We start from the raw sequence: 22470 nt of genomic DNA on the forward strand, positions 1-22470 counted from the left end.
TCCTGAACGACCACGAGCCGTTCTTCTCCCTTACCCTCAACGGTAAAAGCTGCCCCACAACTGGGACGTAGGGCTGGATGACTATTTTGTACAGTTAATTCAATATCCTGGGGATAATTATTACGTCCTCGAATGAGAATAATTTCCTTAAGCCGACCCGTAACAAACAATTCACCGTTTTTAATAAAGCCCAGGTCTCCTGTCCGCAAAAAGGGGCCTGCTCCTGTATCCGCTAAATAGGCTTGAAAGGTCTCCTGGGTCTCCTGGGGTTTTCCCCAATAGCCCTGGGCGATCGTTGTACCTGATACCCAAATTTCCCCGACGATTTCAGGTAAACAAGGCTTTAAGGTTTCGGGATCAACAATAACAATTTTGGTATCAATCGTTGTCCAGCCGCAGCCCACTAGGGTATGTACATTGGTATCTGTTTCAGTGGCCGCAATAATCTTATTTTGTTCTAGGGCATTGGCGTTAACTCGATAAAAGTGAGGGGGACTATCATAACTAACTGCCGTAACTTTGAGGGTAGCTTCTGCTAAACCGTAGCCAGGACAAAGGGCCGTTGCCTTGAAACCAGAGATTTGAAAAGCCTCTGCAAACCTTTCTAGTACTTCCGCTCTGACAGGTTCAGCCCCATTTAAAGCCATACGCCAACGACTCAGATCTAGGGAAGCACGCTTTTCGGCAGGAATTTTACGCACACAAAGATCATAGGCAAAATTGGGAGCCGCACTGTGGGTTGCTTTTTTATCGGCAATGGCTTGTAACCAACGTAATGGTCGTTCCATAAAGCTGGCAGGCGAGATCATGTAACAGAGAAATCCCTTGTACAAAGGCTGAATGACACCATAAATAAGACCCATATCATGGAACGTCGGTAGCCAGGTCACGATCGCACTATCTTGATCATGTCCCCAACCGCGATCTAGATCGGCTGAATTAATCAACAAGTTATAGTGACTAACCATTACTCCCTTCGGGGTTCCCGTTGAACCAGAGGTGTATTGTAGAAAAGCTAGACTGTTTTTTTCGAGGGTCGGTTCTTGCCAATCTGAACTGAGGTGATGGTCAATTTTATCGGTAACAACCCATTGCATCGCTGCTAATTCAGAATCTTTAGCCCATTGATTTTCCAAACTAGGAAAGAGGGCCGAATTAGTAAGAGTAAATCGAGCTTGAGAATCGGCAATAATCGCTTGTAAGCGCAATAGGTTTTGATTGCGTCGGGGCGGATAGGCGGGAATGGCGACGACTCCTGCATACATACAACCAAAAAAGGCTGAAATAAATTCCAGTCCTGGGGGATAGAGCAGTAAACCCCTTTCTCCTTCTGCTGCTAAGGATTGTAGATGAGCGGCGATCGCCCTAGCCTTTTGATCCAGTTCCCTGTATGTTAAACGAGCTTCTTCGGTTTCCCCATCCCGTAGGAAAATATAGGCGATGCGTTCAGGTTGACTACTGGCCCGATAACGGAGTAATTCAACTAGGGTTGAGAATTTATTAAACGGTTCTTGCAGATCATCATAGTTAATAGTCATAGAAGAGTATAGAAAAAGTTAGCAAGGTATGAAAATTTTACTTGGGAAAATTTACTGGGCGATCGCGGTTTTACAAGTCCGACAAAGGGATAATTCCACAAGTCTGAACCTTGGTTAAAACGAGATGAAGTTGCCATAATAAGACTTATTCGGGGTAAAGACAAGATACACGCAAAATTTAGCACGACGTAAAGTTTTGTAACAAATTTACTCAAAAGCCTAAATTTAACGTCTCCTCAAGTGCTGGTGGAATCGCATCAAGATCAATCAGATAATCACCAAAACGCTTAATATGACTGGTTAAATAAGGACTCAAAGCCACTAAATCTTCTCGCTCCCAGAAAAAACCTTCTTTTCTGAGTTGAAGCAAAACCTCAGTTAAATCAACCACATTGGCGTAAATAGAAGGTTCGTGTCACCAGGTGCAGCCTGGTAAAGTTTTGTAAAAATGACCCATTTGGGGGGCGGAATTGATAAGAAATACAAATGATAACTTTGCCTAGTTTGAGTCAATTTAGGCAATGTATAATGAAGGGAGAAACAGATCATAAAGCTTTCAGCCATTCTTACCCAACCACTCCAACTTCCCTTTTCGGCAAAAATGGTTTCTCACCCTTCTCCCCCTGTAAAAGTAGCGTCAAAGCGAGAGCGGGAATATTTGCGTAATTCGTGGAAGATACAGCAATAACTGAATAAACTCTGAAAACTTTAAGGATTAAATTTAATGAATTTACTGAAGAATAAAATTTATGGGTTTGGGTTTATTGTTATTACAGCAATTGTATTCGGAGTTGCTAACAATTCCAGAGCGCAATCTCGTTGTGATAATACGCAAACCCAAGCTGATATGAATGGTTGTGCTGTCGAGATGTTTAAACAAGCGGATGCTCAACTAAATGCTGCTTATCAACGATTAACTTATATTGTTTCTCCTGAACGAAAAGCAAAGCTTACTCAAGCTCAATTAGCTTGGATTCAATTTCGAGATAATCAATGTTTATTTGAGTTGAGTAATGCTGGACGTGCTGGTGGACATTCAGGTCTAGGGGTTATAACACGCTACACTTGCCTTAAACTCTGGACGGAAAAACGCACCAATGATTTTAACCAATATATTCAGAGTCAGTTACCTAAACCCAATAGGAATAGAAGTTTAGAAGACTTGGAACGTGGGCTTAATATTGGTTATGAACTTTTAAATATTAATCTTTCTGGAGAAGCTCACAATAATTTACAAGCCGCCCAAAGTTCTTGGTCTGTATTTCGGAATCTCAATTGTCAGTTTGAAGCAACATTTGCAGCCATTGGTCAAGATTTATGTTTAAGGCGCATGACTCAAGAACGAATAGAATGGTTTCCATCAGATCCTTAAAGGTTTTTGACCGGGCTGCTAGTTTAACGTTCCCGTGAAAAGATTCCAAGACATTCTTGTAATCCTAATTCGGCTTCATGGGAAACTTCATTTAAGTTTAAACGATAAGAACTATTTCCTAGATAAGTGACATCGGAGCCACGAAAAGATAAGTTTCCTTCTCGGGTAAAACTTGGATAAACAACATTCGTAATTGTATTGCCATTCAGTGTTCCTCCAAAACATTCTTCAGCACCAGAATTATATTTATAGCCAAGAACTGCATTCCCTTGTTTGACAAATAGAATGTACTGATTGTGATGAGGAGGATTCAAATTCGTTCGCTTCACATAAAGATATTTACCATTAGGTAAACTTTGAATTGTTGACGATGAATTTTGAGCTAAAAGATGTGATTTTTGAAATAGATTCGGTGGCCGTTCCGCTAAGGTTATTGAGGGAAAATTGCTAATAAAGGCTAGACTGGCAATTAAACTAACAATAAGTTGAATTTTCATCGGGTTTACTCTTATTTTAAAAAATTAGTTTTTGTTGTGATTAGAAACCATCATGATCACAAAAACTAAGCCGCCTCCCAAAACTGCACCTATTAAACCAGAGGTCATCCGTTTTTGGGCTGTTGCATCGTTATCAACGGTTGAAGTAATCGCAAAGTCACTACCCGATGCAAGTTCACGGCTGCGCTGTGCATTGCAGAGTGATGAGTCGCCACATTGCCGATTTATACCCACACCAGGGACGCTTTCATAAACATTTTGACTAACAGGCGTGACAGAAAATAGTCCTAGACAACCACCAATAATGGCACTAATTGTTGTTGCTGCTAAAATCTTAGACATTTTAAAACTCATTAGGTTATTTCTCTAAAAAAGCCTAGGGTTAATGAGATAATTTAACTCTTAATTTTTCATTATAATATAAAATGATATTATTCATGTTCTGTCACTCTCCGAAAACTTTTGCCATTTCTGGATTCTAGAGCTTTTGCATAGGAAGCGATCGCTGCTATTTCTTTCTAACAACAAATACAACAACCCAGTTTTTGTAATAGGATAGCTTGTATTGACTGACTAATAAATCTTCTAGGGATTGACCTTTTGGAGAGTGATAGAAGAGGGATAGTGCAAGAAGTAATTAAGGGTAGGATAAATCATGAGTACCAATGAGAATGAAGGAATGTCTGAATCTGCGGATATAGGTACAATAACTACTACAACCTAAAGCAGAGTTTCCATATAATAAATAGTTATGGGTACTTTTCAGGGACATAAAATAAACTGCTAGTTAGTCAGTCGCAAATTCAGCAAACGACTTTTTTTTGCTCTAGTAAATATAACTGGTTTCATGTACTTTAAGCACATTACTCTGAAAAACGTCGGGCCAATTGAAAAAATCAACTATGACTTTCCATTTAGCAATGATGGCCATCCTAAACCACTTATCTTAGTTGGCACAAACGGCTCTGGTAAAAGTATTTTTCTTTCATACTTATTGAATGCTCTAATAACTGCACAGCAGGTTGCTTTTGATGATCCAGAGGTAGAAGAAGGCAAGGTCTATAAACTTCGCAGTCCTCAGTACATAAGAAATGGATCGACGTACTGTTATGCAAGGGTGAACTTTGGTGCTGATTTTAGTTGCTATGAGTGGCAGCTTGCTTGCTCACAAGAAGATTATGTGAAAAACTTTGGCGACCCAGAAATCGACAGTTCATTTGGAGAGATTCCTTTATATGAAACATCAATATTTGGTGCAAATTTTATTAATAATCAAATAGAAGTCTCAAAACAATTCAATAGCAACTGTGTATTATACTTTCCAGCAAATCGCTTTGAACAACCAGCGTGGTTAAATGCTCAAAATCTTAAAGCCACGGCAGAATTCATTGAAAGTACAAGAATAAATAGAGTTTCAAACCGCTTGATTATTCAGCAATCGCCGCTTACTTTTTCTAAAAATTGGCTTCTTGATATCTTTTCAGATCGAGCAAATTACGACCTAAAAACAGTACCGTTTCAATTCAAATACGATTCTACACAAATAGTTTCGATACCTCCAGTGTGTTTGTGGTATGCAGGAAGTGCTACTAATATTTGGAATGCCACCACACAGCTTATTAAGCTAATTTTTAGAACTGATGAGAATGTTCGCTTTGGAATTGGGCCTCGGCAGAATCGTGCAGTATCAATTATGAAGAACGAGACAGAATTCATCCGTAATATTTTTCAGCTATCCACAGGTCAAACTTCAATTCTTAACATTTTCTTATCAATTCTACGCGACTTTGATATGTCTGGTGCATCCTTTGAAAATTTAGAAGATGTAAGTGGAGTAGTTATTATTGACGAGGTTGATGCACATTTGCACGCCGACTTACAGTGCAATTTGTTACCAGCAGTTATTAATATGTTTCCCAAAGTTCAGTTTATACTCACTACTCACTCACCATTGTTTTTGTTGGGCATGAAAACACAATTTGGCGATACTGGATTTGAAATTTTGTCTCTTCCAGCAGGAGTGAAGATTGGTGTTGAGGAATTTGAGGAATTTCAATCTGCTTTTGATTATTACAAGGAATCAAATACATTTAGGGACAAAATTAAATCCGAGGTAGAACAAGCCCAAAAACCGGTTATTTTTGTTGAGGGTGACTACGATATCAAATATTTGAGTAAAGCCGCTTTGCTGCTTGATAAACAATCAATACTAAACAAAATCAAGTTATTAGATGGCGATGGATTTGGGAATCTAGACAAGATTTGGACAACCTGTAATAATAGCAAATTGGCGATAGTTTTTCCAAATATCGTTGGTTTAATATACGATTGTGATACAAATAAGCCAAAAGGTGACAATCACATGGCTAAAAAACGTGTCATTCCCACAGTTTCTAGCAACCCAATTTCAAAAGGGATTGAAAACTTAATCCCAGCAAGCAGAATTAATAACCTTCGGGAATCCCATCCTCAGTTTTTTGACATAACTCCAGAGGTGGAAAGAAAAGTTCGTGCAGTATCTCAGATTCAGCCCGAGACTTGTGAGATTAATAAATTTGAAAAACGAAATCTTTGTAATTGGTTATGTGAAAATGGCACTGCTGAAGACTTTGCTCAATTTGAATTCGTATTTACTTTAATTGAAGAGATTATTGAGCATAACCAATGATAGGAATATAACGGTAATTATTAAGGTATTTTCCACTTCTTGATAAGCAATAATTTAATTATCCATAGAAGACTATTTAGGAATATAACTTAGCATATACAAACTTCAGGATTTTGCATCAGTAAAATTACGGATTTACTTAGACTTCTGCCGAGAAGATTTTTCCTGTACTTCCTCTTGAGCTAATCTCAAACTTTCACCGTTGGGGCAACTATCAATTTCCTTGGTAACTGTCGCAAATCCTTGAGTAATTAATTGTTCTCCAATCATATCCTCTGGCAATTTTCCAAGATTTGCATAAACTTCAGTAATCCATTGCTTCCCTTCTTTTGCCAAAAATGTTACCCCAACTTCTCCTTGAGATTCCTTAATAAGTTCATTCAGATAATTAATTGCAACTTGAGAGTTTTTATTCGGAACTTCAACACCACAAACTCGAATTTCTCTAGTATCAAACCAACCTTTATTAATAGTAAACCCAGTGGGACTATCAATTGATTTCACTTGCCAAACTTCCGTTATTTGCAGTTTCTCAGGTTGTGCCATGATAATTTTATCCTTCGTTTGTCTGGACTGCCAGAAAAAGAAACCCGAAAAACTTAATATTCCCAAAGCAACAAAAGCTGACAGAATCCTAGATATAGCAATCCTATTTGAGTTGTAGGGATAAATGAGCCTGAAACCCAGGCACAGCAAGGAGCCAATATTAGAACCTATTTAGGATTGCTATAGTTGATTTTTCATGGAGAGAACTGATGGCGATATTATTGGGTGTAATGACTTCTCTGTTATTGATTGTAGGTGTTACCGTATCCGTCGCTCAACAACCTACTCAAAACTGCGACCCTGCCTATCCCAGAGACTTAGCCGGAAATGAAATTTGTATTCCCTCCCCACCACCCGACTTAGATTGCAAGGATATCTCTTATCGGCGCTTCGTAGTTCTCCAACCTGACCCCCACAACTTCGATTCTGATAAAGATGGCATTGGCTGTGAAGGACGTTAATATTCAGTTATCATAAGGGATTGAATCTACTGCTAGTTGACCAATGATCATTCATAAAATCATCAATATCGGATTGCTCCATATCAACTGAAAAGCAATAAAGACTTGTACAAACATCATTAGCTGACATTTTTCGAGGGTACTTATCATTCTCATAAGTTTTAGCATAAATCTTAACTCTCCCAGTCCAACCGTTCGGAACTTGACTAATATCTTTCTCGTTGACAAGTCCCATATTAATAAACCCAGGCTGTCCGTCTAATTTACCTTCCAGACTAACTTTATCCTTGCCATTAATATTAAGAAAACTACTCCTAACGGTTAATTCCTCGCCATTCCAAGCATTCAACTGGGGACGAGCAAATGCGGTGAATTGAACTGCATAAATTGTTATTAACCAAACCTTTTTATTTTCTAAATTCTTTAGTTCTTCAATAATCTCATCACAAAATAACAAGAAAACTAATCCCGCAGTTCCCGATTTAGCTAAATGATTAACCCTCCAATAAGCCGCCGCCCAAGTCTTCGGAGGATAAGGTTTTCTCAAAGGATTGAGGGTTTCCCTCATAATAACTTCAGTTTGAACCTTAAATTTAGCCGTAACTTCTTTGACCAACCTATCATCATCATTAGCGGCTTTATGGGCTAAGGCTGCACCCATTTCGGCTCGATAAGCGTCACGTTCTCGTAGTGCGATCGCATCCTGAACAGCATCAGAAACAACAAGAGAAAATAAAGTAAATCTATAATCCATTGGAATTGTATCTTCCTTGAGATTAGGTTGTCGATAATAACTATTAACTAAACTAACTATTCGAGTAACAGTATCAGTTAAATTGTTATTCACCAAACAAGGACGAGTAAAATAACAATCATCAGATTTTAAGTCTGCCAACCATTGAATATCAGCACCAGATTTATCAAGAAATTCCTTAACAACTTTTAGACCATCTTGATTATTAGGATAAGCTGATTTTAAACTATCAACAGCTATTTGTAATTCTTGGGAAAGAAAATCAATTATCCTCATTTCCCCTTCCCCTGGGATATTCTGGACAATTAATTCAGCACCTATAGCTCTAGCTCGTCCTAACAAACTAGCAACAACACCAGTAATATCATTCATAGAATTAATAGCAATTTGTTGAAGACTTCCTGTTAGTGCAACCTTGGGAAATTTCTTAACTTTTGGTGATTTATCCATACCCTGCAAAGCGTAAGTTATTGCCGGATATCTTTGACTATTTATTAATTGAATAAAATCTCCATCAGTATCTCTACCAAGACTTAATAAAAGTTCACGAGTTGCGGCTAAAACTCCCCTAGTATTTTTGAATCTACCCTCATAAACATTGTTCCAAAGTTGAACATCTCCCCAATGTCTCATAGGATTGCAAAACACAATATACTCGCCTTCTTTGAAACTTGGTGAACAGAAGGTTTTAGGGCTAAAAACGAAATTATCGCCATAACGTTTCTGATATTTTTCAAGGCTAGTATCAGGAGTACACATAACTGAATAAAACCTAACTCCCGCACTTTTAGCCAGGTTTTTCCACATCTCTCTCAGTCTAAATTTAACCTTTAATAAAACATAAGGATGTAGAATTAAAACTCCTTTTTTATCAGCTTTAATAATTTTGAGAACCGAATCAACATAAGCTACTTCAGCATCAGGGTTATCATCAAGATTAGCTAATTCTTGTTCAGCTTCATCTAAATCAATTCGTAGGACATCAGCTAATTTATAAATATCATCAAGGGCAGTGCTTAATTTCTGACATTTCTCATGGAGTCTAGTAATGATTCCATCTTCTTCAAGAGTCTCGAAACTAAACCATTGCCACAACATCCAACCGGGTTTAGCCCGCCGTTCCTCGGCTTCATGCACAACCCCAATTAGAACTTTACCAGTATAGTTACCCGGTGCGGGTTTATTACCCTTAAAACAAGATAGGGGAATAACTAAATCATATCCTTTAAATCTATTATCGTTTTCAAACTTATAGGAATGACTTGCTGTTCCTTTAATTGTCCATTCCCTGAAGATTGCGGCTCTTATCTGAATGGTTTTTGGGTTATCTTCATTGCCAACTGTATCCCAGCTTTCTAATAGGGTTAGGAGACTTTTTGAAACTTTTGCATGACAATCCCCCGTATCCCAATGAACACCATTTACCCCATCATCTTGAGGACTACTATCCTTTGGATTCCGTCGTTCATCATCAACAACAATATATTTTATTTCTCTATAAAATAATCTATTGCATCCTGTATGCAAAATACTCCCGTAAATTATTCGTTTCCAGTCGTCTTTTTTAGGAAAATAATCTCTACCAATTGTTCTTTTTGGAGTAAATAAAAACCTCCCATGTGTTCTTGAATTAGAAGCTAAATCCAAAAAATAAGGGTCAGAAACAGCAGGAACTTTAAAAGGGTCTAATAAACTGGGGTTAGTTGATGTTTTAGGAATTTCACCAATAATAAATTCTTTAGCCGGATATAAAGCTGCCAACATTGTATTACGCAAAACTACTGGTGGTGAAGTTGAAAACCTCTGGTTTGTACAGTCCCAAACATAGAAAGTCGATATCGTTATTATTTGACCTTCTGTTCCATCTTCTTTAAGTTTTATATTCTCAAATGTTGTTGGCATAATTTCTCCTTAATTAATTTACTAATTAGTAATTCATAATTTGTAATTGATTAGAAGGGTTCTTCTGCAAAATGTTTTAACGAATCCCAGGTAGTTGTTTGAATGGTTTTATCAGAAATTTCTATAGGTTCATTAATATTTGTTAAATCAAACATTAAGGCAACTTCTTCATCATCATTGACATTAAATGCCCAAAATTTAACATAAGTAGATTTAGCTTCATTGAGCATCCGTTTGGAGAAATCAATAATGTAATCTCTCATTTGCTTCTCATTCATATCGTAAGTTCCGGCAAAACCCGTATCGGGTGAACCTGATAATCTGGTTCCAAAAAGATAGACAAGTCTACCAAATTTCACTTTCTTATCACTTAATTTAAAAGCAACTAAAATTAGTCCAGCAACCAGAGCAATCCAAGGCGCATAACCCATCAAAACTGCCCAAGCTCCACCAAATAAAGTTCCAGTAGCACTCCCAATTTTAGGCACTAATTGAGGTAAAGATTGTAATAGTCCTGCTGATAAATACCTACTAACTTCTGCACCTGCCGAACCAATAGCTTTACAAACAACTGATGTTACCGTATGGGTTAATACTTCTAATATCTGATTAGGAATACTAAACATTGATAAAAACCAATTTGCCAGTTTGTTAATTACCCCTACAACATCCCCTAACTTTGGTGTTGCTGTTGGTATTATTAATTCTATTGCTCCAAAACTCCCATAATTTACTATTGGTATTGATTGAGAACTAGAACTAATTCCCATAAATTTCTTAACAAAACTTCTGAGACGATATAATTGATTTTTAATTGTATTAGAAGCGTTTTCCCCAGCTTCTGCAATTAATCCTTCAAGTTCAGTAATTTTATCTTGAAGATAATTTAAACCAAATTTATCAGCAAATTGATTAATAGTTGATTGAGCTTGAGATTGAATCCCTCCAACTTTAGATTGAAGATTCGTTATTTCACTATTTAATAAGGGAATATTGAGGGTTTCATTGTAGGCAGAAATCCCCATAACATAATAATATTCATCATCAGAACTTGGGATATCACGACTCATTATATTGTTGGCATAAGCTACTAGATTTTGACCCTTATAGAGTTTTGTATTATAGGCTTTATTAATCCCATAGATTGATTCTAAGGTAACTAATCCTGCCAGAATTGAAATATCAGGAAGGGCGATAAGTTGTTCGGCTATCTGTTTTATCGGTTCTAATATTGGTTCAGTTAATCCTGTTAGGGTACTAACAACAGGAAAATTATTAACCCCATTATTGATGAACTCATAAATTTCAGAACCAATCTCTAAGATATCTTTTCCTAACCAATTCTTAGATTCCCCAGAATCAACAACCCGACTCTTTAATGTTTGTAGGTATTTTGCTGTTAATAACACCATATTGTTATTTGTTATTGGTAATTTGTTATTAGTTTGTTATTTAGCAATCGCAAATTATCAGGTTTAAGATTGCGATTGCTAGATTAATCGCGGGGTGGTTAATCTATTAATACCTGATCAATGGAGTAATAGCAATTTTGATTCAAGTATGTCGGAGATGGTAATACTGTAATTGAATTATTGATACCATATCGACAAATTCCTACAGCCAGAGTATTGCCTGATGCTGCATTAACAGATATGGGAAATTCCTTATAAGGAGTTACATTAAATCCATCAGGAATTGTACCAATATTTGCTCCAACGACGGCACTATTCACACCACTTATGGTAATTTGAACGCCACCTTGAATATGAATAAATGATCCGGCTCTACGAACTTTTAAGTCGCCTCCTGAAATACTAATCCCGGTAGTTAAAGGAATATTAACCCACTCTCCGAAAACGGGCATAGCCCCTGCTAAACCTTGAATACCTTGAATACCTTGAATCCCCTTGTCTCCTTTATCCCCTTTAGCTGCAATAAGTTTCCAGAAAATGTTGGGGCCAGTAAGAGGATTATCCCCAGGAGTAATCCCCATATTCTCAAAAATTGCCACATACGAACTTCCGTTGAAGCTAATGGGACTTAAACAAAAATCAAGCCCAAATCAAGCCTAAACTTGCTTTGTAGGCTGCAAATACATCCCTATTATTCTGGAGCCACTCCACAAATCGAAAGGAAATCGCTGTGCGGAAGGCTTCAAGGGCATCAGCAAATGTGTTTAAAGGTTTGTTAGCCCATCGACGTCTTAACCCTCCAGTTAAACTATGCCAGAGAATAAAAGTATAGGCACAAAATACCAAAATCCAATGTCTGATTAGACTTCTTTTATCTCGGACTTGATATTCTTTCAGCCCCAACCAACCCTTAGCTTCCCTGTAAAAAACTTCTATCCAATTTCTTTGTGAATAGGTCGTTACTATCCATTCTCCTGTGGCTTTTGATGCCTCAACATTAGTCATTAAATAATCAATATCACTGGCTTGGTCGAAAGTGGCAGCATTCATGACGATGGCTATTACTTTCTTCCCTGCATACTTTGATAATTCAATTTCTTTTGTTGCTACCCACACAGTTCTGGGTTTTTCTAGTTGGAGTTGAATTTCACTAAAAGCTCCTTGGGGCAACGATTTGGCTAAATTATCTAATCGAGTTTCCTCTGTTTTATCTTCCCCCTTTTTGAGGATTACCTTTCGATTCTTGGCGACTCCCCCTATATATTTTAATCTTTTTTTCTCTAACTCTTGTAAAAAATTTGTGTTATTTCCATACCCGGCATCTGTTAGCACAATTCCCGGTTGATATCCTCTCTCTAAGCTCCTTTCTATTAATTCTAATGCTATTTCCGGTTTCTTTTTAAATTCCGGGTCAGCTTTTCCTGACGGTAATGACTCGGCTTTTTGATATAATTCTATATCTAATGGTAGGCTTTTTTTGCCATCGTATAGATGGCTCGTTACTGCTACGATTCCATTGTCGGTTTTTCCGATTTCTCCGATGTATTGTCGTCCCACTCCATCAGTAAAGTTCCCGCTTTTTCGATGTCCTGAATCATCAATAATTAGGGCAAATCCCCGACTAATCTGGGTTTGCTTACACTGATTCATCACCTCCAGGCGACGCTGATTCAGTTTCATTGCTAACCAGGGAGCTTCGGTTAAAAAGTGGTGTAATCGGTGGTAAGCTACTCCTACGGAGTTATTCGCCATTTGCGACAGGTTTTTTCGCTCACTTTCTCCCAATAATCCCCCTAAATAGTTCCTAAATTCCCGTTTTTGGGCAAGATGACCAAATATATCGTCAAATCTTTGACACCATCGGTCAAAGCAGGGGGGCATCGCTGCCGGGGTTGTCTCTTTCATTCGTTATTCTTGAATGTTATGTGCTTGCTACATAATCATTATCATCTATTTCTTCCCTTATTTTTGTTTAAGTCCCACTAACAACATCAAAAGGCTGGTAACTATTCCCAACATCCCACAACCCTCTGAAATTTAAACTTTGTCCTGGTAAACCAATCCCCGGTTCTCCAGGCATCCCCGGTTCTCCAGGTTCTCCCTTATCCCCTTTATCTCCTTTAATTCCCTGAATCCCATCGTCATCAACAATTATCAAATTACATTCAGGAATAGCCCCCGCAACCGCACCCTTAAAACTCCCTAACTTCAAAGGAACAAATTCATCACCTTCAACTAAATTTTCTTGAATGATTGTAAATTCAAGGGTTTTTATTCCATCTTCACCATCAGCCCAAGTTAATAATTGAGCGCTCCCTGTTGTTGTTATTGGGTTAATCGGAAAAAAATCTAATTTCCGAGTCCCACGACCCAAACTAGAAGCCGAACTATTTGTTACTTTGACACTAACTAATCCTGTTGTTCCGACCGTTCTTTCAACACTAACTTTAGCTCCAATATAAGTTCCATCTTCTCGAACTCTAAACTCAGTTTGAGTGAAACTTAATTTCCCCGCAGCCATAATTTTACCTGGTAATTTGATAGTATTAGTTTATCACAAAGTTGATTTTTAGGACAACAAAATGGCACTATCTTGTCAACTGGCAAATACCTACTATCCCACCAAAAACTACGGGATTTCGAGTTGGTGGAGTTCACCTAAACTTGATGGAGTACGGGGACTCTACTTACCAACCGAACAAGCAATTTTTAGTCGAACATTGAAATCTAAATTCGCTGGTTTAGATCATATTCTCGACATCTGTAAACAACAAGGCTACATTTTGGATGGTGAGCTTTATATTCCTGGGGAACCCTTTGATGTTATTTCCGGTATCGTTAGAGGTGGGAAGAAGTACGATATTGCCAAGAAACAAAGATTGCAATTCCATATATTTGCTATCCTTTCAATTGAGACTAGGGAATGGTTAAGTACCCAAGAAATGATTGATACTATTCCTGGGGTTATCCCTTCTGATCAATCAATTGTTGTAGGCAATCCCTATACTTTAATTGAAAATACTCCCACGTCTATTCAAGCTCAAAATCAATTTAATAAGGATTCAGGATTATCCAATGAAGGAACAATTCTGCGGCATCCTGATATTGCTTATTTTGAGGGTAGAAGTAATGATTTATTGAAAGTCAAGAACTTTGAGAAATCTACCTTTATTTGCACTGGTTTCTTTAAAGGTACTGGTAAATATTCCCAGAGTTTAGGCAAAATATCTGTTCAATCTGATATTCTTGGCGTTCCTGTAGCTGCTAGGGTTGGTACGGGTTTTTCTGATGCTGAAAGGTTGGAGATTTGGAATAATCAATCAAACTATCGGGGTCGTCAACTTGAAGTAATTCATCTTGGGCTTACTAAAGCTAATTCAGTTCGACATCCGGTTTTTTCTAGGTTTATTTAGATTTAATTAATTTAGATTCTGAAGTAAAAGCATTAGTTAGAAATTCTAATTAATGCTTTTTTTGGCTTGGTTTCGTTTACATTCTAACTATATCATAAAATTAAGAAGCTACCGCTTAAATTTAATGAAGTTTATTTATCTAAAACCATGACTGAATTAAAGACTGAATTAAAAATGTATTCAAGTTTTTGTTGTTTTGAACAAGAGGCTATTGAATCGGCGCTCAAAGAGGCTGGGATTAATTATCGAATTGAACCATTGAATATGGGAAGTGATGAGCGACCGCTTGACTGTTTCAATCTCTTTACTGAACCTGAACCTAATTTAGATTTACAGTCCATTGAGATGGAAATTGTCCTCAAGTATCGTGAACAATTTAATCTCAAAAGTTGCTCCTCTCTATGGGAGATTCAAAAATTAGTCCAATACGGTCAATAAGTGCAATAAATCAATTCTAATTAACAAAAAGGGGCTACCGCTTTGAAAGGTTGCTCCTTTTTTAATTATTTAAAATGGAAACTAAAGAAATCAAAATGGAATGTTACTCAAACTATTTTGAGTATGAACAAGAAACCATCGAACAAGTTCTTAAAAAAGCTGGAATTAATTATCGAATTGAACCATTTTCTCGAACGGTGAAGGGCATTAAACGTCCGCTAAATTGTTTCTATCTCTTTATCGAGAAAGGTAAACGTAATATGGAGTTTAATATGGAGTTGTGGTTTAAAATTCATGCTATTGAACTTAAAATCATGCAAGAATACCGTAATAAGTTTTGCCTTGCCCATCTAACTCCCTTTGATATTCAAGAGTTAGTTCAATATAGTCAATAATCAATAAATCAATAAGCGGTAATTAGAATTGATGCTCTAGCTACCGCTTAAATTTAATGAAGTTTCTCTTAACTAAATCAAATGACTGAATCAAATACTGAATTAGAAATGTATTCGAGCTTTTGCTGTTTCGAGCAGGAAGCAATTGAACAAGCTCTTAAAGAATCTGGGATTAATTATCGAATCGAATACTCCAATAAATAACTTGAGCGGTAGGTCGCTATCGCGATAATTCAATGAAGTTTCTTCACTAAATCAATGAATACCATAACTTTTGCAGGAATTAAAGGTAAAGTTCTTAAATCATCTCCTCACGGAAATTATTGCATTGTTGAACTTTGCGATCGCATTACGATTGTGGGAACCAAAAACAATCAATACCAATGGTCAGAGGCACCTGATTCTAGTTCGGGCTTTACCAGTTTTATTGCTTATATTGGTTTCACAACTGAAGAACAATCAATCCTCCATGACCAAATTCAATTCTATGGCGGTCATATTCAGGACTCCCGTGATTCCAAACGTAATCAACATTTTCCCTTTGAGTTTAAAGTTAAAGAACTCTCCATCAGTAGTTTGTTAAATCTCTTTAATGAACTTCAATCATAAATTCAATAACAAATAACAAAACCAATAATGCTACTCAGGAGAATAACGTTATTGGCTTTGTTATGCGTTCAATTCGGTACAAATTTAGGATAACACAATGAGAGACAAAACAATCAAGGTTTGTAGAGAACTTTGCTGGCAAGAAGAACGGGACGAATGGGAGTCACCGGAAGGGAGATTGATCCCTTATATTCGATTTTCTAAGTTTATAATGCCAGAGAACGATGACATGAATAGTTACTACATCCAGATAACAATATGGGCTAAAAACGTTTCTCTCGACATCAAAGAATATTGTGGGGAATGCGGCCCAGAAATAGATTCTGAAGATAGATGGGTAATGAGTCGCACCTTCAGAATCGCCAAAGTTCCTTATGCAGAATTTATTGAAAGAAGTAACGAATTAATCCAACAAGCCAACCGGATTCTGTACGAAAAATTTACCCCTTAAAGTCAATAAACCAGCATTAGTTGTTGGTTTATTTTTTTTTCTACCTAAAACTATGAAACCTAAAACCAACAGCACCCCATTTGACTCCGCTCATGACAGGCTTCGACTCCGCTCAGGAGAGCCCTTCTACATTCAATTACAATTACCTTTATTTCCCAAACTCAAACGAAACCAGAAAGTCAAGATTAAAGGCTTAGATTCTGATGGGGAATATCCTAATCTAGTTGGGAAATTTGGAATAATATTTGCCATTGCCAATAATGGGATTTGGGTAAGATTCCCTGGTTATTATTTGGGGCGAACCAAGAAGCGTAAAGTAAAACTAATTTTGCTTTATTCCCTTTGGAATATTGAGTATTAATAAATAAAAGAAGCTAACGCTAAAGTAGGTGTTGTTCTTTTTCCCAATACAATGTCTATCTTTATTCAAACTAAAGCTCAAAAAACAACTTCAACCCTCATTGATTGCTTCCGAATCCTTGCTTGGCAACATTATAAGAGTACCAACAAAGGCTTAAAAGTTGAAGGTAAAGAAATCAGTGGTTTAGAACTTTATGAAAACTTCAAACCCCAATGGCTCAAGCATGAAATTCATAAAATGGATTTAGCTAAAGTCCGTAAATTCATCGAGGAAATGGGTTATACCGAAGATGAACTTATGGAAATCCGGTCTGATTATTACGAACAAAAATCTAATTATCAACCCAAAGAATCAACTGAATCAAAAGTTAATCAACTGAAACAAAAGTATCAAGAAGCTGATTCCGAATACGAGTCCAAACCTTTCTAGTTTCTAAACCTCTTAACTAATTAAGTCTTAGTCTCTTTGTGAGATTAAGGCTTTTTTTTATCCTCAAAGTTAGTGGTGAGATGCTAACGCAAGAATTGATAAAGTTTTTTGGTAACAAACAATGACTAACTTTCAATTTCCAATTCTAAACATCAAAATAGTTTTCCCTGGTAAAAGTCGAAAACATTTAATTAATTTAGGCAAAGAATTTCAGACTTTTGGCTATACTCCCCAAAGTTTTCGGGAGAATCTCTGGCAACAAATCCAGAACAGTCGCAACCAGCAAACACGAGAATTTAAGCGTTTGAGAAGTATGGCAATGAATCACAAACAGATAGCTTTATTGATTAAGGACGAGGAGCAAAGACCATACTCAGAAATCGTTATCCGGGCAGTTAGTTTTGTTCACCGAATCGAAGAACTAGCCCCATTAGGCGGTATTGAATCCGATGACAAAATGCAACCCGAAGCCTTTTATGAACTGTTGAAGCAATTAGGTTTTAAGCTACATCTCGTCAAATAAACCTAAATAAACCCCTAATTAATTAGATTCAATCTAGTTAGGGGTTTTTCTAATTCACTTAACTTTAAATCAATGAAAATCACTGTGGCTATTTCCGGTTCACGTTCAATCGAAACATTAAATACAGAAGCCCTAACTAGAATCAACAAAATAATTGAACTCAATTATGAGATTCTAATTGGTGATGCTCCTGGTGTTGATACCCTTGTTCAAACTTATCTTGATTCATTAAATTACGATAATGTTCAAGTTTGGTATGCCTTTAGTACCCTGAGAAACAATGTTGGTAATTGGGGAACCGTTAAAGTTCAGGGAAGTTATAGCCTTCGAGACAAATTAATGATGAGTTCTGCTGATTTTGGTTTAGCTATTTGGGATGGTAAAAGCCCTGGAACTCAACGAAATATCAAACAACTTGGTAAACGTTGCCGTGTTGTCTTAATTAATTAATTTACTTAATTAATAAATAATTTGGCGATAGCTTAGTGCTTGGGGTAGCTACCGCCAAAGATAGGTGTTTTATCGTTTTTTCTAACATAAATATTACCATGAATGAACTCAATGGTCAATGGCTTGAATGTGGCGGAAAACCCTGTTTCTGTCCTGATAATTCCCCATCTCCTTATGATTATCTTTGGGACGATGATATTGAAGATATTGAAGAAACTGAAGATATTGAAGAAACTGAAGATATTGAAGAAACTAAAGAAGTTATAGAATTTCGAGAAAAATGCAAACTGATTTCAAGATATTCAAGTCTTATCGAACCCTTCGACTCCGCTCAGGAGAGTTCCCTTGAATTTGAAATTGAATCTAATTCAAGATACGATGAGTTTTAAATTAAATCCTTAATTAATTAGATACCCAATCTAGTTAGTTGAGGATTTTTTTTACTATTGGCTACCGCTACAAGCTATTGCTGTTTTTCTTTCTATTTCTACTATGAAAACTGCATTTATTACCGGACATCGTTGCATTATTCGAGCTAAATCTACATCTGGAATTAATCAATTAACTGACCTTGCTATTCAACGAGGATTTAATTGTTTCTTGTCGGGAATGGCTGTTGGAACTGATTTATTAGCGGCTCAGATTTGGGCTAAACGACAATTAACCTGGAAAGCGATTTTACCTTTTCCTGACCAGTCAAATTTATGGACTCATAAACAGCGAATTAAGTACCGCCAACTATTGGCTAAAGCAACAGAAGTCAAGGTTTTATATCCTGAATATTCTAACGGTGTTTTTCAAGCTCGTGATCAATATCTTGTTAATAATTCCAGTCTGGGTTTAGCGGTCTGGGATGGTCGCAAAAATGGGGGAACTTATCTAACTATTACAATGGCACGAAAAGCTAAACTCCCAGTTATTATTTTCAATCCTAAAACATTAGAAATTAGCCATGAAGAACCCTTAAAACAATTAAGTTTGTTTGAGGACTAGCTACCGCTTAATGGCGTTGATGTTTTTTGGAATCAACCAATGTATCAACGTCATTCAACTCAATGGACAATTCATAGTGCTTTTGAAGGTGCAGATTTCTGGTTAATTGCCAAACATAATCGGGAAATATTAGGTAAACCAATTCGTGAATACAAAAAGGGTTGTTTTGGAATGTTAGCCCCTAAAAACATTGACCCAAACTATGGCTTTTATCTCTGTCAATACCTCTACAATGAGCGATTTTGGCAATCTTATAGTTATGGAGCTCTTGAACTCAATCACCTGCGAATTACCGATGTTCGAGAAGTCTTTAAACCCGATAGTTATTTACTTTCGCCTACTGGAACTCTAATTGTTTTAAGTTCTACTTGCCAACTGGCTACCGCTTAATCTTCTTGATTTCAATTAAAGGTAAACATGGAAACTAAACAAACACAAACTAAACTCAATCTCGATATTGATGTTGATGTTGTTATCGAACGACTGCAACTTGATGGGGTTTTCGAGTGCGATCGCATTCCCCAACATCTCGTTAAACAAGCTCTTTCTAAATGGCTCTCCAAGATTGAAGACAGCATCAATAATGAACCCGATTGGTGGATTCGACAGTTTGAATCTAAAGCCTTTAAATCTTCTATTGAATCCTTCCTTGATGATTATTCTCAAGATTCTGAAGGTATTGAACAATCTGAAGATTCTGAAAAAGATATTGAGTTTGCTGCCCTTTCCTAACAACAAACTCAAAACTATCAGAGTACAAGATAAGTAAACCAATTCACTAATAATACCAGGATTCTATTAGTTTGTCAATGGAATCTTGGTATTTTTCTATCAGTAAACCTCAACTAAATTAAACCAATGATTCCTAACAAATCTCAATTTCTTTCTGAATTAGAAGTTGATTCTGAATTAGACCTTGAACTCTCTACTGATCCTAATCAATCTATCCGAAAGTTTGTTGAACACAAACAAGTGATTAAGTTTCTTTCTGAACAACTCTCTGAAATTGAACCCGATGCAATCGTCGAAGCCCTTGCTATCCATCAAGATAACATGAATAACAACAAGAATAATGTTATTTATCAGGATAGCATTGCAAAAGTTGTTATTTGTTTTCGTCAAAAATATGTGAGTTCAAAAGATTCACCGGAGTTGGCAAAATTAGAGGAGTTGATTCGGTCTGAGGAAATTATTATCCTTAAACGCAATGGCGAGAAACTCAACAAATTAGATTCTGAGATTGAGGAACTTGAGAATCAAATTAAAGCGCTTGAAGTTCGTAAAGAAAAGCTCTTGAGTTCCAAACGGATTGAAAGTTTGAAAGCAGAATATCAGCAATTAATTCAGGAATTAGCTTACAAAGAACCTGGATTAAATATTAGCTTTAAACGATAAATATTAGGTTATAATGTTGGGAAGACTACTGAGTTTTTCCAACAAGATAATCTAGCTACCGCCTAGGGTTTTTGGTTGATTTATCCTAAGTAAAAAATCAATCACTAGAAACTCAAACAACTTACAAAACTAGAACAAACCATGAATATTATCCAAATCGACGGTTATGGATTTCTGATTCCAAATTCTCCGAGTCGTTATCGTGGGAATTGTAGTAAAGAATGGGGTCAATTTGTTGGAGGAAACACCAATAATATGACCTGTTCTGAAGCGGAGAAAGCGGGATTAACCAAAGGAAAATTTGTTGAAATGGCGGTTTGTCATATTTCAACGAAGATTCTTACCTTTGAACCTAATTATCTTAATGAGGAATTTCTGGAAATTTGGGGGATTCCGGTTGGCGGCGAAATGAAAACTCAATTCCATGAAAAGGCTTCTGAACTTTCAACCTTTTTACTGCACCGTCAAAGTAAAGATAAATTTCAATTGTTGACGGAACAATTTGTCAAGAAGGCGTTGAATAGTTGGGCTTCTGAAGGGATGAAAGATAACTTCAACAAATATAGTTTGGAGAAGATTCGGGAAAGCTACAATAACTTGATTTTCCGGTTCGAGATGACCAAAACGGAAGGAAAGTTTGGTAATTATTTCCACATTGCCAGTAGCTATCGGGAACCCAATGGCGAACTTGAATTAGCTGCGTTGAAAGCATCAAAAGATATTCAATCAATGGATGTCTGTAATGATCAACGATTGGTTGAAAATCAAGCGAAATGTTTTGCTTCAATTGCGGAAACCGAACTCAATCAAGCTCCAGTTGCTCAATTGAATGCAACTAACTCTAAACAACTGAAATCAGCTAAAGCCTAATTATAGAGTCGGGGAGAAATCCTCGGCTTTTTTTTACCAACATTAACCAAAACATTTAGGAAAAATCAATGACAACTATCGCCTGGACAGATGAGACAATTAATCCAATCGTTGGATGCTCAAAAATTTCTGCGGGATGTGAGCGATGTTACGCCGCTAGTGCCGCCAAATCAGCAAGGCTTCAACAATTCTCACAATATCAGAAAGTTAGCAAGTGGGACGGGACAGTGGAGTTTGTAGAGTCACAATTAATGAAACCCTTTCACTGGAAGAAACCAAAACGGATATTTATTGGGTCAATGACAGACATATCTCATAAAAATATTCCTGATGAATGGCGTGATCGCATTTTCTCGGTAATCGCTCTGAATCCTCGACACACCTTTCAGTTGCTAACAAAACGCCCTGCCCTGATGCGGGATTATCTAATGGGTGCTAAACAGAGAATCAGACGAGCAGCCGTAGACTTGGGACGCAAACTAAATCTATCTTATGAAACCTACGAACCTTATGAAACCTGTCAATTTGACTGGCCCCTCTCTAACCTCTGGCTCGGTGTTAGTTGTGAGAATCAAGCAATGGCAGATAAACGAATCCCGCTACTAATGCAAATTCCCGCAAAAGTACGATTCTTGAGTTGTGAACCTCTCTTAGAACCCATAAATTTATCTAAATTCCTACCCATCGAATGGTCAGAAATTGCCGAGGATTGGATTGAATCATGGCCTGGAATCGGAAGCTACTCTACTGATTATCCTAACTGGATTATTGTTGGTTTAGAATCGGGTAGCAATGCCCGTCGCTGCGATTTGCAAGCTGTTCACAGTATCATCAATCAATGCCAAACAGCTAAAGTTAAAGTATTTTGCAAACAACTTGGCACAGTTTGGGCTAAAGAATCAGGAACTTATAAACAAGACAGAAAAGGAGCAAGTCCCGAACTCTGGGATAAATCTTTTAATGTGCAAGAGTTTCCAAATTGCTAAATAGTAA

Annotated in this window: 29 protein-coding genes and 1 pseudogene; 20 read left to right on the forward strand and 10 right to left on the reverse strand. The window is 37.0% G+C overall.

The window, feature by feature from the left end; genetic code table 11:
* Together NMG86_RS24780 and NMG86_RS24785 are read right to left on the reverse strand one after the other, a co-directional pair.
* A partial coding sequence (locus NMG86_RS24780; RefSeq protein WP_499103734.1) for a fatty acyl-AMP ligase occupies positions 1-1538 on the reverse strand: 1538 nt, incomplete at its 3' end.
* A gap of 211 nt (positions 1539-1749) precedes the next feature.
* A pseudogene (locus NMG86_RS24785) lies at positions 1750-1941 on the reverse strand (Tn3 family transposase); the annotation flags it as partial.
* Positions 1942-2262: 321 nt separating this feature from the next.
* On the opposite strand from NMG86_RS24785, the gene NMG86_RS24790 reads away from it, so the two are divergent.
* Entirely contained in the window at positions 2263-2910 is a 648-nt protein-coding gene (locus NMG86_RS24790; protein ID WP_052338793.1) for a lysozyme inhibitor LprI family protein, read from the forward strand.
* 23 nt (positions 2911-2933) lie between these two features.
* Here the strand turns inward: NMG86_RS24790 and NMG86_RS24795 are convergent, their stop codons facing one another.
* Positions 2934-3407 carry a hypothetical protein gene (locus tag NMG86_RS24795; protein WP_026798329.1) on the reverse strand — a complete coding sequence of 158 codons (474 nt, stop codon included), beginning with the start codon at positions 3405-3407 and terminating at the stop codon, positions 2934-2936.
* Between the two features lie 24 nt (positions 3408-3431).
* The gene (locus tag NMG86_RS24800; RefSeq protein ID WP_026798328.1) at positions 3432-3749 is read right to left on the reverse strand and encodes a hypothetical protein; all 318 of its coding nucleotides are present in this window, start codon (positions 3747-3749) and stop codon (positions 3432-3434) included.
* 505 nt (positions 3750-4254) lie between these two features.
* On the opposite strand from NMG86_RS24800, the gene NMG86_RS24805 reads away from it, so the two are divergent.
* Positions 4255-6075, forward strand: coding sequence for an AAA family ATPase (locus NMG86_RS24805; protein ID WP_081694534.1), 1821 nt, complete (start codon positions 4255-4257; stop codon positions 6073-6075).
* A 135-nt stretch (positions 6076-6210) separates the two neighbouring features.
* On the opposite strand, the gene NMG86_RS24810 is transcribed toward NMG86_RS24805, so the two are convergent.
* Complete coding sequence (locus NMG86_RS24810; protein ID WP_026798326.1) at positions 6211-6621, reverse strand: hypothetical protein; 411 nt, start codon at positions 6619-6621, stop codon at positions 6211-6213.
* Positions 6622-6830: 209 nt separating this feature from the next.
* On the opposite strand from NMG86_RS24810, the gene NMG86_RS24815 reads away from it, so the two are divergent.
* A complete protein-coding gene (locus tag NMG86_RS24815) occupies positions 6831-7082 on the forward strand; it encodes a hypothetical protein (RefSeq protein WP_237747658.1) in 252 nt (83 codons plus the stop codon).
* A gap of 10 nt (positions 7083-7092) precedes the next feature.
* Here NMG86_RS24815 and NMG86_RS24820 read toward each other — a convergent pair whose 3' ends face one another.
* From NMG86_RS24820 to NMG86_RS24840, 5 genes are all read right to left on the reverse strand, one after another.
* On the reverse strand, positions 7093-9738 hold the full coding sequence (locus NMG86_RS24820; RefSeq protein WP_087882298.1) for a hypothetical protein: 2646 nt from the start codon (positions 9736-9738) through the stop codon (positions 7093-7095).
* 50 nt (positions 9739-9788) lie between these two features.
* Positions 9789-11150, reverse strand: a complete 1362-nt coding sequence (locus tag NMG86_RS24825; protein WP_087882297.1) for a hypothetical protein — start codon at positions 11148-11150, stop codon at positions 9789-9791.
* Positions 11151-11248: 98 nt separating this feature from the next.
* A complete protein-coding gene (locus tag NMG86_RS24830; protein ID WP_144018199.1) occupies positions 11249-11749 on the reverse strand; it encodes a hypothetical protein in 501 nt (166 codons plus the stop codon).
* Between the two features lie 40 nt (positions 11750-11789).
* A complete protein-coding gene (locus NMG86_RS24835; protein WP_026796362.1) occupies positions 11790-13055 on the reverse strand; it encodes an IS701 family transposase in 1266 nt (421 codons plus the stop codon).
* A 67-nt stretch (positions 13056-13122) separates the two neighbouring features.
* Complete coding sequence (locus NMG86_RS24840) at positions 13123-13671, reverse strand: hypothetical protein (RefSeq protein ID WP_087882295.1); 549 nt, start codon at positions 13669-13671, stop codon at positions 13123-13125.
* Between the two features lie 61 nt (positions 13672-13732).
* Between NMG86_RS24840 and NMG86_RS24845 the strand changes: the two genes are divergently transcribed.
* The 17 genes from NMG86_RS24845 (at position 13733) to NMG86_RS24925 (ending at position 22463) form a co-directional block, all read left to right on the forward strand.
* Positions 13733-14563, forward strand: a complete 831-nt coding sequence (locus NMG86_RS24845) for an ATP-dependent DNA ligase (RefSeq protein ID WP_027255680.1) — start codon at positions 13733-13735, stop codon at positions 14561-14563.
* A 147-nt stretch (positions 14564-14710) separates the two neighbouring features.
* Positions 14711-15001, forward strand: coding sequence for a hypothetical protein (locus NMG86_RS24850; RefSeq protein ID WP_026798321.1), 291 nt, complete (start codon positions 14711-14713; stop codon positions 14999-15001).
* Positions 15002-15075: 74 nt separating this feature from the next.
* The gene (locus tag NMG86_RS24855; RefSeq protein ID WP_026798320.1) at positions 15076-15396 is read left to right on the forward strand and encodes a hypothetical protein; all 321 of its coding nucleotides are present in this window, start codon (positions 15076-15078) and stop codon (positions 15394-15396) included.
* Positions 15397-15477: 81 nt separating this feature from the next.
* Positions 15478-15600 carry a hypothetical protein gene (locus NMG86_RS24860; protein WP_269147388.1) on the forward strand — a complete coding sequence of 41 codons (123 nt, stop codon included), beginning with the start codon at positions 15478-15480 and terminating at the stop codon, positions 15598-15600.
* 54 nt (positions 15601-15654) lie between these two features.
* The gene (locus NMG86_RS24865; RefSeq protein WP_087882294.1) at positions 15655-16005 is read left to right on the forward strand and encodes a hypothetical protein; all 351 of its coding nucleotides are present in this window, start codon (positions 15655-15657) and stop codon (positions 16003-16005) included.
* A gap of 97 nt (positions 16006-16102) precedes the next feature.
* Positions 16103-16456 carry a hypothetical protein gene (locus tag NMG86_RS24870; RefSeq protein ID WP_087882293.1) on the forward strand — a complete coding sequence of 118 codons (354 nt, stop codon included), beginning with the start codon at positions 16103-16105 and terminating at the stop codon, positions 16454-16456.
* Positions 16457-16508: 52 nt separating this feature from the next.
* On the forward strand, positions 16509-16817 hold the full coding sequence (locus NMG86_RS24875) for a hypothetical protein (RefSeq protein ID WP_087882292.1): 309 nt from the start codon (positions 16509-16511) through the stop codon (positions 16815-16817).
* Positions 16818-16868: 51 nt separating this feature from the next.
* On the forward strand, positions 16869-17246 hold the full coding sequence (locus NMG86_RS24880; protein WP_087882291.1) for a hypothetical protein: 378 nt from the start codon (positions 16869-16871) through the stop codon (positions 17244-17246).
* A gap of 121 nt (positions 17247-17367) precedes the next feature.
* Entirely contained in the window at positions 17368-17769 is a 402-nt protein-coding gene (locus NMG86_RS24885; RefSeq protein ID WP_087882290.1) for a hypothetical protein, read from the forward strand.
* 72 nt (positions 17770-17841) lie between these two features.
* Positions 17842-18219 carry a hypothetical protein gene (locus tag NMG86_RS24890; protein ID WP_052347429.1) on the forward strand — a complete coding sequence of 126 codons (378 nt, stop codon included), beginning with the start codon at positions 17842-17844 and terminating at the stop codon, positions 18217-18219.
* A 98-nt stretch (positions 18220-18317) separates the two neighbouring features.
* Positions 18318-18608, forward strand: a complete 291-nt coding sequence (locus tag NMG86_RS24895) for a hypothetical protein (RefSeq protein WP_087882289.1) — start codon at positions 18318-18320, stop codon at positions 18606-18608.
* A gap of 103 nt (positions 18609-18711) precedes the next feature.
* Complete coding sequence (locus NMG86_RS24900; protein WP_087882288.1) at positions 18712-19212, forward strand: SLOG family protein; 501 nt, start codon at positions 18712-18714, stop codon at positions 19210-19212.
* Between the two features lie 39 nt (positions 19213-19251).
* Complete coding sequence (locus NMG86_RS24905; protein ID WP_087882287.1) at positions 19252-19602, forward strand: hypothetical protein; 351 nt, start codon at positions 19252-19254, stop codon at positions 19600-19602.
* Positions 19603-19629: 27 nt separating this feature from the next.
* Positions 19630-19944, forward strand: a complete 315-nt coding sequence (locus NMG86_RS24910; protein ID WP_087882273.1) for a hypothetical protein — start codon at positions 19630-19632, stop codon at positions 19942-19944.
* A 126-nt stretch (positions 19945-20070) separates the two neighbouring features.
* Positions 20071-20607 (forward strand): hypothetical protein, encoded by a 537-nt coding sequence (locus tag NMG86_RS24915; protein ID WP_087882286.1) that lies wholly within the window; start codon positions 20071-20073, stop codon positions 20605-20607.
* 141 nt (positions 20608-20748) lie between these two features.
* Complete coding sequence (locus NMG86_RS24920) at positions 20749-21477, forward strand: hypothetical protein (protein ID WP_199918562.1); 729 nt, start codon at positions 20749-20751, stop codon at positions 21475-21477.
* Between the two features lie 68 nt (positions 21478-21545).
* Entirely contained in the window at positions 21546-22463 is a 918-nt protein-coding gene (locus NMG86_RS24925; protein ID WP_087882285.1) for a DUF5131 family protein, read from the forward strand.
* Positions 22464-22470: the final 7 nt, after the last annotated feature.

It is taken from the genome of Planktothrix rubescens CCAP 1459/22 (genome assembly GCA_904830895.1).
Taxonomy (GTDB): domain Bacteria; phylum Cyanobacteriota; class Cyanobacteriia; order Cyanobacteriales; family Microcoleaceae; genus Planktothrix; species Planktothrix agardhii.